11 protein-coding genes are annotated in these 12,518 nt (G+C 62.2%); all 11 read left to right on the top strand.

Annotated elements, in window-relative coordinates:
* Window positions 1-50 precede the first annotated feature (50 nt).
* Complete coding sequence (locus G7048_RS24705; RefSeq protein ID WP_166070668.1) at window positions 51-827, top strand: enoyl-CoA hydratase family protein; 777 nt, start codon at window positions 51-53, stop codon at window positions 825-827.
* Between the two features lie 36 nt (window positions 828-863).
* The gene (locus G7048_RS24700; RefSeq protein WP_166070667.1) at window positions 864-2,018 is read left to right on the top strand and encodes an acyl-CoA dehydrogenase family protein; all 1,155 of its coding nucleotides are present in this window, start codon (window positions 864-866) and stop codon (window positions 2,016-2,018) included.
* A gap of 36 nt (window positions 2,019-2,054) precedes the next feature.
* Complete coding sequence (locus G7048_RS24695) at window positions 2,055-3,218, top strand: acyl-CoA dehydrogenase family protein (RefSeq protein ID WP_166070666.1); 1,164 nt, start codon at window positions 2,055-2,057, stop codon at window positions 3,216-3,218.
* Window positions 3,215-4,369 (top strand): acetyl-CoA C-acetyltransferase, encoded by a 1,155-nt coding sequence (locus G7048_RS24690; RefSeq protein ID WP_166070665.1) that lies wholly within the window; start codon window positions 3,215-3,217, stop codon window positions 4,367-4,369. The genes G7048_RS24695 and G7048_RS24690 overlap by 4 nt, the downstream gene beginning before the upstream one ends.
* A gap of 43 nt (window positions 4,370-4,412) precedes the next feature.
* Entirely contained in the window at window positions 4,413-6,002 is a 1,590-nt protein-coding gene (locus G7048_RS24685) for an amidase (protein WP_166070664.1), read from the top strand.
* 43 nt (window positions 6,003-6,045) lie between these two features.
* On the top strand, window positions 6,046-6,921 hold the full coding sequence (locus G7048_RS24680; protein ID WP_166070663.1) for an SDR family oxidoreductase: 876 nt from the start codon (window positions 6,046-6,048) through the stop codon (window positions 6,919-6,921).
* 251 nt (window positions 6,922-7,172) lie between these two features.
* Entirely contained in the window at window positions 7,173-8,333 is a 1,161-nt protein-coding gene (locus tag G7048_RS24675) for an acyl-CoA dehydrogenase family protein (protein ID WP_240933105.1), read from the top strand.
* The gene (locus G7048_RS24670) at window positions 8,330-9,517 is read left to right on the top strand and encodes an acyl-CoA dehydrogenase family protein (RefSeq protein ID WP_166070662.1); all 1,188 of its coding nucleotides are present in this window, start codon (window positions 8,330-8,332) and stop codon (window positions 9,515-9,517) included. Before G7048_RS24675 ends, G7048_RS24670 begins: the two co-directional genes overlap by 4 nt.
* Window positions 9,518-10,005: 488 nt before the next feature.
* Entirely contained in the window at window positions 10,006-10,962 is a 957-nt protein-coding gene (locus tag G7048_RS24665) for a helix-turn-helix domain-containing GNAT family N-acetyltransferase (protein WP_166070661.1), read from the top strand.
* A 250-nt stretch (window positions 10,963-11,212) separates the two neighbouring features.
* Window positions 11,213-12,010, top strand: a complete 798-nt coding sequence (locus G7048_RS24660; RefSeq protein WP_166070660.1) for an SDR family oxidoreductase — start codon at window positions 11,213-11,215, stop codon at window positions 12,008-12,010.
* Window positions 12,011-12,014: 4 nt separating this feature from the next.
* Window positions 12,015-12,515, top strand: a complete 501-nt coding sequence (locus G7048_RS24655; RefSeq protein WP_166070659.1) for a MaoC family dehydratase — start codon at window positions 12,015-12,017, stop codon at window positions 12,513-12,515.
* The last annotated feature ends 3 nt before the right edge of the window (window positions 12,516-12,518 follow it).

Raw genomic sequence — 12,518 nt, 5'->3', positions numbered from 1 at the left:
GCCGACAAACACAAACACAAACAAGAGACAACCCGAGAGAGAACCATTTCATGTCTTCGTCCTCCACTTCTGCAAGCTCCCAATTCCACTCACGGATTCATGACGACGGCATCGCCGAACTGGTGATCGACCGTGCTCCTGTCAATGCCCTCAACGCCGCAGGCTGGAACGGTCTGGCGCGTGAAATCGAAGCGCTGGGCAACCACCCGCAGACCCGCGTGATCGTGATCCGCGCCGAAAACCGTGGTTTCTGCGCGGGCGTGGACATCAAGGAGCTGGCCGCCAACGACAAGCTCATCATCGATGTGAACGCGGGCAACTACGCCACGTTCAAGGCCGTGCATCTGAACAAGGTGCCGGTGATCGTCGCCGTGCACGGCTTTGTGCTGGGTGGCGGCATCGGCATCTGTGGGGCCGCCGACATCGTGATCGCTGCCGAAGACGCCACCTTCGGCCTGCCCGAAGTGGACCGCGGTGCGATGGGCGGAGCCGCACATCTGCAGCGCATGTTCGGCGTGCAGAAAACGCGTTATCTGTTCTTCACGGGCGAGATGATCGGCGCGAAGGAAGCGCTGGCCTGGGGTGCGATCGAACGTGTTGTCCCACGCGAGCAACTGCGCGATATGGCGATGGAAATCGCAGGAAAGATCGCCGCCAAGAGCCCGGCCATGATCCGCATCGCCAAGGAGGCGCTGACCGGCATCGAGGACGGCAATCTGGAAGACAAATACCGCTGGGAGCAGGGCTTCACCCTGCAGGCCTACATGAGCCCCGATTCCGCCGAGACGCGCGATGCGTTCGTGGAAAAGCGGGACGCCAAGTTCTGATTCATTGACCGCGCAGCGAGCGAGGAGACTTTCACCATGGAACTGACCTATACCCCCGCGCAGCAGGCCTTTCGCGCGGAAGTGCGCGCCTGGCTCAAGGACAATGTGCCGCGCGAAAAACTGGCGAGCTACGACACCCGCGAAGGCTTCGAGCAGCATCGCCAATGGGAAGCGAAACTGGCCGAAGCCGGATTCAGCAGCGTGACCTGGCCCCAGGAACTGGGCGGGCGCGGCTGCGATCTGAACGAGTGGCTGATCTTTGAAGAAGAGTACTGGGCCGCCGATGCGCCCCAGCGCGTGAACCAGAACGGCATCTTGCTGCTCGGCCCCACGCTCATGGAGTTCGGCACCGAAGAACAGAAGGCCCGCTTTCTGCCGCGCATGGCACGTTGCGACGACATGTGGGCGCAGGGCTGGTCCGAGCCGAATGCGGGCTCCGACATGGCGGCGATTTCGAGCCGCGCGATCCGCACAGGCGACAAGTATGTGCTCAATGGCCAGAAGATCTGGTCCACGCGCGCCGTGTTTGCCGACTGGCTTTTTGGCCTGTTCCGCAGCGATCCGCAATCGAGCCGTCACCACGGCCTGAGCTACATCCTGGTGCCGCTCAAGACACCCGGCATCACGATTCGCCCGATCCGCGACATCAGCGGCAAGGAGCATTTCGCCGAGATCTTTTTCGACGATGTGGAAGTGCCTGCCGAGAACCTGCTGGGCGCGGAAGGCAAGGGCTGGAACGTGGCGATGGCCACGGCTGGCTTCGAGCGCGGCCTGCTGCTGCGTTCGCCTGCACGCTACCAGCGCAGCGCGCAGAAGCTGATTGCACTGTACAAGAAGCATCAGGTGATTGCGGACCGCGACTCGTCGATTCGCGATGCCGTGCTGCGTGCCTGGCAGGGCGCAGAAGCCTACACGCAGTCGTCGTATCACACGGTCGGCAAGCTGGACAAGGGCTTTCACATTGGAGCGGAAGCCAGCACCAACAAGCTGGTCTGGTCGGAGCTCGACATCCTGATCCACGAAACCGCGATGCGCATTCTCGGCCCGCGCGCCGAGGTGCTGGACGATCCGGAAGCACACGAATGGCTCGATGGTTTCCTGTTCTCGCAGGCAGGGCCGATCTACGCGGGCAGCAACGAGATTCAGCGCAACATCATCGCGCAACGCATGCTGGGACTGCCCAAGTCCTGACCCGTCCACCTCATAGGAACTCAAGGAGAACACTCCATGGACTTCACCTTCTCCGAAGACCAGATCGCGTTTCGCGACACGGTCAGCCGCTTCCTGATGACGGAAGCCGCGCCCGAATTGTTGCGCGACATATGGGAAACCGAATCCGGCCGCAGCCCCGAGCTGTGGAACAAGATTGCCGCACAAGGGCTGATGGGCCTGTCGATTCCCGAGGCCTTCGGCGGCCTCGGCATGGGCGACGTGGACTGGGCGATGCTGCTGCAGGAAGTGGGCTACTACGCGTTGCCCGACTCGCTGACCGACACCGCCTACATCGCCGCTGGCTTGCTGACCGAACTGCCTGAAGACAACGCGGTGCGCACCGTATGGCTGCCGCGCATTGCCGATGGATCGGCGCGCGTGGCCGTGGGCCATCCGATCAATCCCTGTGTTTCTGACGCGGAACTCGCCGATCTGCTGCTGCTTGCGCACGCCACGCCGCAAGGTCTGGAACTGCACGCGGTGGTGCCGTCCAACTGCCAGATCGAGGCTCTCAAGAGCATCGATTCGTCGCGTCGTCTGTACAACGTGCAGTGGACTCCGAGCGCTGAAACCCGCTTGACCGATGGCGTGCTGGGCGACCAGCTCTGGGCGCGTGCGGCCAATCGCGGTGCACTGGCAGCAGCCGCGCAGATGGTGGGTCTGGCCCAGCGCATGGTCGATTTGTCGGTGGACTATGTGGCGCAGCGCAAGCAGTTCGACAAGGTGATCGGCAGCTTCCAGGCGGTGCAGCATCACCTGGCCAACGTGGTCACCAAGATCGAGTTTGCCAAACCCGTGCTCTACCGCGCGTTCTACGCCATGCAGCACGACGATCTGGATGTGAACACCCGCGTGTCGCACGCCAAGCTGCAGGCGGGCGAGGCCGGTTGGCTCGGCGCGCGCAATGGTCTGCAGGTGCACGGTGCCATGGGCTACACATGGGAAGTGGACCTGCAGATGTTCATGAAGCGTGCGTGGGTGCTCGATGCGGCCTGGGGCGATCGCGGCTTTCACAACGAGCGACTGGCGCAAAGCCTGCTCGCAAGCTGCAATCCGCCTGTCGGACCGGGCAATACCTTCGACCGCCTTGCGAATCAAAGCGCGGGCACAGGTGCTGCATGCATGCAGTACTTCCAACAGGCACAGGCACGGACAAAGGCAGAGGAGACCGCGGCATGAGGGCTGAGGCATACATCGTTGACGCGCTGCGCAGCCCCACGGGCAAGCGCAAGGGATCGCTGGCGCAGGTGCATGGTGCCGATCTGGGCGCGCATGTGATCAAGGCGCTGGTGGAGCGCAACGACATTCCGGCGTCGGAATATGACGACGTGATTTTCGGCTGCGTGGACACCATTGGCGCGCTGGCGGGCGACATCGCGCGAACATCATGGTTGGCAGCTGGCATGCCGCTGAACGTGCCGGGCACCACCATCGACCGCCAATGCGGCTCGTCGCAACAGGCCATCCATTTCGCCGCGCAGGCCGTGATGAGCGGCACGCAGGACGTGGTGCTGGCCGGTGGGGTGCAGACCATGACGGCGATCCCGATCTCATCGGCCATGCTGGCCGGTCAGCCACTGGGTTTCACCACGCCGTTTGCCGAAAGCAAGGGCTGGCAAGCACGTTTTGGCGATGCGCCGGTCAACCAGTTCTATGCAGCACAGCGCATTGCAGACCACTGGAATGTCTCGCGCGCGGACATGGAAGTCTTCGCCAAGGAAAGCCACGATCGTGCGTTGAAAGCGATTGCCGAAGGCCGTTTCGACCGCGAAGTCATGCCATTTGGCGACTTCCGCATGGATGAGACGGCGCGCCTTTCCACGCTCGAAAAGATGGCGACGCTGGAGCCTGTCGATCCGACTTACCCCAAGATCACGGCTGCGGTTTCCAGCTCCACCTGCGACGCGGCGGCTGCCGTGCTCGTGGTGTCGGAAGAAGCGCTCAAGCGCTACAGGCTCACGCCGCGTGCGCGCATCCACCACATCAGCGTGCGTGCGGACGATCCGATTTGGCACCTGACCGCGCCGATTCCCGCGACGGAATATGCGCTCAAGAAGGCCGGCATGAAGCTTGATGACATCGACCTGGTCGAAATCAACGAAGCCTTCGCGTCGGTGGTGATGGCCTGGCTCAAGGAAACCGGCTACGACCATGCCAGGACCAACGTGAACGGCGGCGCGATTGCGCTCGGCCATCCGCTGGGCGCATCGGGCGCGAAGCTGATGACCACGCTGCTGCACGAGCTGGAGCGCACGGGCGGCCGCTATGGCCTGCAGACCATGTGCGAAGGCGGTGGTCAGGCCAACGTGACCATCATCGAACGCCTTTGATCCCTGCGCGGTGAGACAGACCAGAACAACGGAGACAGACACCATGCAGGCGAATTCAGTCGACAAACCCGACGGTCATTGGGACCGCCGCACTTTTCTGAAAGGCGCGGCCATGACCGCAGTTGCAGGCTCCATGGGCACGACCGCATTTGGTGCGGCAGCGGCTTCATCCTCCAAGCCACCGGCGGATGCCATCGAATGGGCAGCGCAGTTGCGCGGCGGTGAACTCACGCCGCTCGAAGCACTGGATGCGACGATCGCGCGCGTCGAGGCTTTTCCCAAACTGAACGCTGTGGTCGTGCGCGACTTCGATCTGGCGCGCGAGCAGGCGAAGAAGCTCTCGACTCTGGGCGCGGCAGCGCGCACCGAGGCCACGGCCCATGCGCCGCTGTGGGGCGTGCCGTTCCTGCTCAAGGACCTGGGTGTGACTTTGCAGGGCACCGTCACCACCCATGGTTGCCGCTTCTTCAAGGACGCGGTCGCGCCGATGGACAGCACCATCGTTGCGCGCCACAAGACGGGCGGGCTCAACATCTTCGGCAAGACGGCATCGCCCGAATTCGGCATGACGACGACGACCGAATCGGCGCTGCACGGCGTCACGCCCAATCCGTGGAATGCCAAGCACACCACGGGCGGATCGTCGGGCGGCGCAGCGGCCATCGTGGCCGCAGGCATTCTGCCGGTGGCACATGCGACCGATGGCGGTGGCTCGATCCGCATTCCCGCCTCGCACTGCGGGATGTTTGGCCTCAAGCCCAGCCGTGGTCGCACGCCGTCGGGTCCGTTCGCAATCGATGGCGCGATTGGCCTGTCGATCGGTCACGCGATCAGTCGCACGGTGCGCGACAGCGCCTTGCTGCTCGATCTGGGGGCCGGGCCTGAAGCGGGCTCGCGCGTGCGTCCGCCATCCGATGTGCCCGGCACCTATCTCCAGGCGCTCTCGCTTGCGCCCGAGAAGAGACTGCGCATAGCCATCTGGCGGAGCAACTACTTTGGCATTCCGGTTCATGCCGATTGCCTGGCTGCGCTCGACAAGGCTGCCAAGGCCTGCGAGGCCATGGGCCACATCGTCGAAGAAAAGATGCCCGAGTTGCCCGTCGCCGAAATTTTCGCCGGCATGGGCTCCGCGATGGGGGCCGGCATGCTGGTGGCGGTACAGGCGCGCGAGAAGCAACTGGGCCGTGCAGCGCGCGAGGACGAATTCGAACCACTCGACTGGGCCGCTTTGCAATCCGCCAAGAGCGCAACTGCTGCACAACTGTTCTCTGCCCGTGCGGGCTTTGACAGGGCAGGGCAGTTGCTGGATCGATTCCTCACGCAATACGACCTGATTCTTTCGCCGGTCACAGCCGTGCCGCCGCAACTGCTGGGTGCGCTGCGTCTCGATCAGCCATACCAAAGCTACGCGAATGAGGCGATGAAATCATCGGCCTTCACCTCGCTCATGAACCTGAGCGGCCTGCCCGCAATGAGCGTGCCCATGCACTGGACGGCAGACAACCTGCCGATTGGCGCGCATTTTGTAGCTCCCTTCGGTGGCGAAGGCCGCTTGCTGCGCCTGGCAGCTCAACTGGAGCAGATGCATCCGTGGGCGCAGCGCATGCCGGACTTGAGCGGATTCAAGGCTTAAACCAGTCCAGAACAGAAGAACAGTCAATCAAAGGAAACAGAAAATGGATATTTGCGATCAACGTACCGTGGTGATCACTGGCGCTGGTGGCGGTCTGGGCCGCGCCTACGCACTGGCTTTCGCGCAGGAAGGCGCGAACGTGGTGATCAACGACATCCGTGCGGAAGCCGCACAGGCTGTGGCCGACGAGGTGATCGCCGTAGGTGGCAAGGCGTTGGCGAACACGGGCGACATCACCACGATGGCAGGTGCGCAATCGATTCTGGATGCCGCCGTGGCTGCATTCGGCGATGTGAATGTGCTGGTCAATAACGCCGGCGTGCTGCGCGACCGCATGTTTCTTAGCCTGTCGGAAGACGACTGGGACATGGTCATGCGCGTGCACTTGCGTGGTCACTTCTGCATGGGCAACACCTTTGGCCGCTATTGGCGTGATCAGAAGAAGGCTGGCAAGGATGTGGATGCACGCATCATCAATACCAGCTCCGGCGCGGGTCTGCAGGGCTCCATCGGCCAGAGCAACTATGTGGCGGCCAAGGGTGGCATTGCGAGTTTGACGCTGGTGCAGGCGGCCGAGTTGGCGCGCTATGGCGTCACGGTGAACAGTCTCGCTCCTGCGGCACGCACTTCGATGACCGAAGGGGCGATGCCGGATATGGTTAAAAAGCCGGAGAGCGGGTTTGATGCCTGGGATCCGCTGAATGTGGCGTCCATCGTTGTGTGGCTGGGGAGCCCGCAGTCCAAGCATGTGACGGGGCGGTGCTTTGAGGCCAAGGGGGGTGAAATCTCCGTGGCGGATGGGTGGTTCACGGGAGTCATTCGCGACAAGGGTGCGCGTTGGGCTCCTGCCGAACTGGGCTTGGTTGTTGATCAGCTCATATCCGAAGGGCGTGTGCCGCAGAAGGTTTATGGGACTTGATTTTTTTTGACTGGGTGACGAAGCCTGTTTGGCTTCGATTGGTGAGTCGTTTTGAGACGCCAATACAGCCCTTCATGCTTTGTTGCAAAGCCTTGCCGTATGAACATACTGTCTGCGGCTTTGCGTCGCGCCTGAAGGGCTGTCTTGGCGTTGGGGTGGTGGATCGAAGCGTGGTGATCGCTGCTAGGACTGCTTGCTTCGCAATACCTTTGGGTTTCTTTCGTTTTTTCCATTTTGATTGAGTACGCATCATGGATCTGGTTTTGAATGACGAGCAACGCATGATTGCGGAGTCTGCTGCTGTCTTCCTGGCGGAGAACAGCACCAGCGCGCAGGTGCGCGAGGTGGCTGAGGAGCGGGGCGGTTTTGACCGTGTGCTGTGGCAGCAGGTGTGCGAGATGGGGTGGAGCACGGTGGCGTTGCCGGAAGTGGCTGGCGGCATGGGGCTTGGGCTCATGGAGCTGGTGCTGCTGTCCGAGCAGATGGGCGCGCATCTGGCTTGTGTGCCGTTCTTCGATGCGGTGGTGGTGCCGACGCCGCTGTGGCGTCATCTGAGCGAGAGCGAAAGCGGACTGGCTGTGGTCGAGCGGCTGGCGCAATCGAGCAAGGTGTGCGTGATCGGCATGACGGTGCGCGGTGCGCTGTCTGCGAGTGCACGCGTGGTAGTCGATGGTGGTTCTCTGGTGCTTGATGGTCAATGGCCGCAGGTCGGTTCTGGCGCGGCGGCGGATGTGTTCATTCTTCCTGCCACCTTGCCGTGCGGCTCGCTCGCGTTGCTGGAGGTGCCTGCCGATTCGGAAGGCGTGTCGGTGCAGGCTTTGGCGACGGTGGATGGCACGCGCACCAGCGCCAATGTGTCGGCGGCGCAAGTGAAGTTGGCGGGCAGTGCAGTGTTGGTGAATGGCGATGCGCTGCATTCGCTGTGGGCTGAGTTGCGCAGTTTTGCGGCGATTGCACTCGCGGCGGAGCAGGTGGGCGTGGCGGATTGCGCGCTTGATATGGCGGTCAACTACACCAAGGAGCGTGTGCAGTTCGGCAAAGCGGTGGCGTCATTCCAGGGGCTCAAGCACAAGGCTGCGCAAATGCTGGTCGGAGTCGAAATGTCTCGCTCGGCGGTCTACAGCGCTGCCGTGGCGGCGGATGCTGGCGCGGTGGGCGATGAATTTTTCATGCTGGCCGCGCAGGCGCGCAGCGAGGCGACCGACGCAGCCTTGTTCGCCACGCGCGAGTGCATTCAACTGCACGGCGGAGTGGGCTTCACCTGGGAGTTCGATCCGCATCTGTACTTCCGCCGCGCGCAGACGCTGAGCCAGCGCATGGGCACGGTCGAGCAATGGCGCGAAGCCGTGGCGGTGCGTCTGCTCGATCAACCGGAACCACAAGCAGAAACCGCAGCGCTGGAGGCCGCATGAACGTGCAAGAAATCGAAATCAACGAAGCCTTTCGCGCGGAAGTGCGCGAATGGATGAACAGCCATCTCACGGGCAGATTCGCATCGCTCAAGCACGCCAGCGGACTGGGCGCCGAAGGTTATGACGCGCAACTCGCCAAGGAGTGGGAGCAGGAACTCGCCAAGGGTGGCTGGACCGGCATCGGCTGGTCGGCAGAACACGGTGGCCGTGCGGCGACCCTCGCGCAGCAGGTGATCTTTCACGAAGAGTATGTGAGTTGCGGCGGCCCCGGTCGCATCGGCCATATCGGCGAAACGCTGCTTGCGCCCACGCTGATGCACTACGGTACGCCGGAGCAAAAGGCGCGCTTTCTGCCGGGCATTCTCGCGGGCAAGGATTATTGGGCGCAGGGCTATTCTGAACCCGGAGCAGGCTCCGACCTTGCAGGCATTCGCACCAGGGCACGCATCGATCCCGCCACCGGCGAATGGGTGATCGACGGCCAGAAGGTGTGGACTTCGTGGGCGCATGAATCCGGCTGGATTTTTGTGCTCGCGCGCTGCGACGAAACGGTCGTGCAAGCCGCACCCGGCAACGGCGCTCGCCACGGTGGCATGGTGCTGCTGCTTGTGCCGCTGCACCAGCCCGGGGTCGAAGTGCGCCCGATTCGCCAGATCACCGGTACGTCGGAATTCAATGAAGTCTTCTTCGACGGCGCACGCACCGAAGGCAGTCTGCATCTCGGCCCGGTCGGCGATGGCTGGAAGGTGGCGATGTACCTGCTGGGCTGCGAGCGCGGTGCGTCCACGCTCGGCCAACAGGCGCATTTCCGTTATGAACTGAACCTGATCCTCGAACTCGCCCGCAAGAACGGCGCGGCGCGCGATCCACTGCTGCGTCAACGATTGGCCAAGGCAGCGCTCGGTCTGCAAACCCTGCGCAGCCACGCCTTGCGTTCATCGGGCGAAGGCACATCACAGCGCGTGGCATCGGTCTCCAAATACGCGTGGTCCAACTGGCACCGCGATCTGGGCGAACTGGCGATGGAAGTGCTGGGAGAGCAGGGCGAGTTGGCGCTTTCCGATCCTGAACTGCGGCCGCTGCAGCAGCTCTGGCTGGTCAGCCGCGCCGACACGATCTACGCGGGCACCAACGAGATCCAGATGAATCTGATGGCCGAGCGGGCGCTGGGAATGCCGAGGTAAACGAGTCGGTTCCAGAGCGCATTCTTGCTGACTGCAAGTCCACAAAACGCCCGCAGGCGCACAAGCCTGGCGGGCGTTGTGTTTGGCACAGCGATCACGTCATGAGTTGGGCCCAGCTACCGTCAGCGCAACCTTCAGCACGGTTCCGTTTGGGCCAGGTTCGATTCGACACGCACATGGTGTGCGCAGTTGAACGATCAGCGTTCGCCCCTCGCCATCGGGCGTCATCCGCGTGGAGTGATGTGGCGACGGACTGCACATGCTTTTGAACTATGCGGCGACTCTTCAAGGATACATGGGTCTCATGATCCATGCCTCTCGAAGACACTCCTTCGATCCACATGAGCGTACGGGCTGGGTTCGCATCCGTATATCCCTGAGAGTGGGTAATTTGAGAGGGTGGCAGATATTTGCTGAATGGTTGTATGAAACAATTAAATGATTGCATAATGCAACCAATAAAGAAGCCGGAGATATGGAGGTATGGAATGACTGACAAGCAAGCGCTCGCAAACCGGATTCGCGCCGCATCGCGCGAAATGGTGCGTGAGCTGGGGTTCATGGATTCGACGTTGGCGTCCACCAGCCACTCTGCTTCTGCAGTGCATACCTTGATGGAGGTGGGCGCGCAGGGGGCGCTGACTTCCGCTCAGTTGGTGGGCTTTCTGGGTTTGGACAAGTCGAGCGTCAGCCGCATGGTCGCCAAGCTGGTGGCGTCCGGGGAGTTGGCGGAAGAGTCCGCCGCTGGTGATGCGCGCGCCAAGCAGCTCAGCCTGACCCGGAAGGGGCATCGCACGGTCGAGAAGATCCACGCCTTTGCGCAGACGCAGGTGCAGGATGCTCTGAAGCATTTGAACCCCTCGCAGCAGCAGGCAGTGGCGCAAGGGTTGGCGGCGTATGCCGGTGGCCTGAAGGCGCATCGTCTTGGCCGTGCAGATGCACCGGCAAGCGAAGTGCTAGTCAGGACGGGTTATCAACCCGGACTGGTGGGCCGTGTCGCCGAGATGCATGCGTTGTTCTACGCGGCCCATTCGGGCTTTGGGCAGTTTTTCGAGAGCAAGGTTGCTGCTGGCATGGCGGAGTTTGCAGGGCGTCTGGGTGAGCCTTGCAACCGGGTATGGACGGCAAATCTGAGCGGACGGATCGTGGGCTCGCTGGCCATTGACGGACAGGATCTGGGTGACAACAAGGCCCATCTGCGCTGGTTCATTTTGGACGACGGATGCCGAGGCTCGGGCGTGGGCAGACAACTGATGGCCGACGCCATGACCTTCTGCGACATTCGCGGTTTTGCCGAGACCCATCTCTGGACTTTCAAGGGACTGGACGCCGCGCGCAAGTTGTACGAGTCGTTTGGATTTGAGCTGGTGTGGGAGCAAGAGGGCTGCAACTGGGGTTCGCGCGTGACCGAGCAGCAGTTTGTTCGCCCGCTCGGAAGCCGCTGAGATGGGGCGTTCAACGGCGGTAGTGCATGTGGGTGGTTGATTTGGGTTTTTGCTTAAGGGAAAACCAGCGAGTGGCGCGGAGAATTGTCGTTTGCTGCGCCATAACGGTGCAAATCGGGCTGAAATCGAGGCGAATCCATGGCGAATTAGGGATTGGCCTATCGTCCAGGTAGACGATGTTGCGCCGCAGCGGGATGACGATGATTGGGGCACTGCAAACAATCATCAGATTCCATTTCTTTCCCGCTTCATGACTTCTGTATCTGTCTCCGCACCCGAATACGTCGCTCCTCACGGACTGCTCAAGAACAAGACCGCGCTGATCACGGCGGCTGCCGGTGCCGGCATCGGTTTTGCGGCGGCGCGCCGTTGCGCGGAAGAGGGCTGCAAGGCCGTGTTTGTTTCTGACGTGCACGAACGTCGTCTGGCCGAGGCGGTCGCGCAGATCAAAGCGGAAACCGGGCTGACCAACGTCTTCGGCAAGCTCTGCGATGTGAGCAAGGAAGACCAGGTGCAAGCCTTGGTCCACGAGGCTGACCAGACCATGGGCGGCATCGATGTGCTGATCAACAACGCCGGTCTGGGCACGAGCTGCAAGGTGGTCGACATGAGCGACGACGAGTGGCACAAGGTCATCGACATCACGCTGACCGGCACCTTCCGCATGACGCGCGCTGCCCTCAAAGTGATGCAGCCGCGCGGCAAGGGTGTGATCGTGAACAACGCGTCGGTGCTGGGCTGGCGCGCGCAGACCGAGCAGGCGCATTACGCAGCGGCGAAGGCGGGCGTGATGGCTTTCACGCGCTGCTCGGCGCTTGAAGCGGCAGAGCACGGCGTGCGCATCAACGCGGTGGCTCCATCGATTGCGATCCACGCGTTTCTCAAGAAATCGGCATCCGAAGAACTACTGGCCAAGCTGTCGGAAAAGGAAGCCTTCGGCCGTGGCGCCGAGCCTTGGGAAGTGGCGAATGTGATGGTGTTCCTCGCGAGCGACTACTCCTCCTACATGACGGGCGAGGTGGTTTCCGTCAGTTCGCAAAGGGCTTGATGCCATGAACAGCGAAGCAAGCACTCTCACCCAAAGCGAAGCGCAGAGCGGTGTGTCGTTCAACTCGGTGCAATCGATTCTGGATGCGGTCGGCACGTCGCTTGGCGCGACCGAGTGGATGACGATCACGCAGGAACGCATCGACCTGTTTGCCGATGCGACCGGCGATCACCAGTGGATTCACGTCGATCCCGAGCGCGCGAAGAACGGCCCGTTCGGTGCCTGCGTGGCGCACGGTTATCTGACGATGTCGCTGGCCAACCTGTTCTTGCCGCAGCTCGCCCGTTTCGACGGTTTGAAGATGGGCGTGAACTACGGCTGCGACAAGGTGCGCTTTCCCGCGCCGGTGCGCGTGAACTCGCGTGTGCGCGGTGTGGGCGAGGTGATTGCCGCTACGCCGCTGGGCGAAGACGGCTTGCAGGCGCATATCCGCATCACCGTGGAAGTGGAGCATCAGGACAAACCCGGAACTGTCGTGGAAACGATAAGTCGGCTCCATTTTTGAGGA

The organism is Diaphorobacter sp. HDW4B (assembly GCF_011305535.1).
GTDB lineage: Bacteria > Pseudomonadota > Gammaproteobacteria > Burkholderiales > Burkholderiaceae_C > Diaphorobacter_A.
This window is presented reverse-complemented; position numbering and strand designations above follow the sequence as displayed.

What these genes read in the sequence shown, in the direction of transcription:
- G7048_RS24680 (WP_166070663.1), top strand. Translation starts at nt 6,046, where the DNA reads ATGGATATTTGCGATCAACGTACCGTGGTGATCACTGGCGCTGGTGGC.
- G7048_RS24655 (WP_166070659.1), top strand. Translation starts at nt 12,015, where the DNA reads ATGAACAGCGAAGCAAGCACTCTCACCCAAAGCGAAGCGCAGAGCGGT.
- G7048_RS24670 (WP_166070662.1), top strand. Translation starts at nt 8,330, where the DNA reads ATGAACGTGCAAGAAATCGAAATCAACGAAGCCTTTCGCGCGGAAGTG.
- G7048_RS24700 (WP_166070667.1), top strand. Translation starts at nt 864, where the DNA reads ATGGAACTGACCTATACCCCCGCGCAGCAGGCCTTTCGCGCGGAAGTG.
- G7048_RS24660 (WP_166070660.1), top strand. Translation starts at nt 11,213, where the DNA reads ATGACTTCTGTATCTGTCTCCGCACCCGAATACGTCGCTCCTCACGGA.
- G7048_RS24685 (WP_166070664.1), top strand. Translation starts at nt 4,413, where the DNA reads ATGCAGGCGAATTCAGTCGACAAACCCGACGGTCATTGGGACCGCCGC.
- G7048_RS24665 (WP_166070661.1), top strand. Translation starts at nt 10,006, where the DNA reads ATGACTGACAAGCAAGCGCTCGCAAACCGGATTCGCGCCGCATCGCGC.
- G7048_RS24690 (WP_166070665.1), top strand. Translation starts at nt 3,215, where the DNA reads ATGAGGGCTGAGGCATACATCGTTGACGCGCTGCGCAGCCCCACGGGC.
- G7048_RS24675 (WP_240933105.1), top strand. Translation starts at nt 7,173, where the DNA reads ATGGATCTGGTTTTGAATGACGAGCAACGCATGATTGCGGAGTCTGCT.
- G7048_RS24705 (WP_166070668.1), top strand. Translation starts at nt 51, where the DNA reads ATGTCTTCGTCCTCCACTTCTGCAAGCTCCCAATTCCACTCACGGATT.
- G7048_RS24695 (WP_166070666.1), top strand. Translation starts at nt 2,055, where the DNA reads ATGGACTTCACCTTCTCCGAAGACCAGATCGCGTTTCGCGACACGGTC.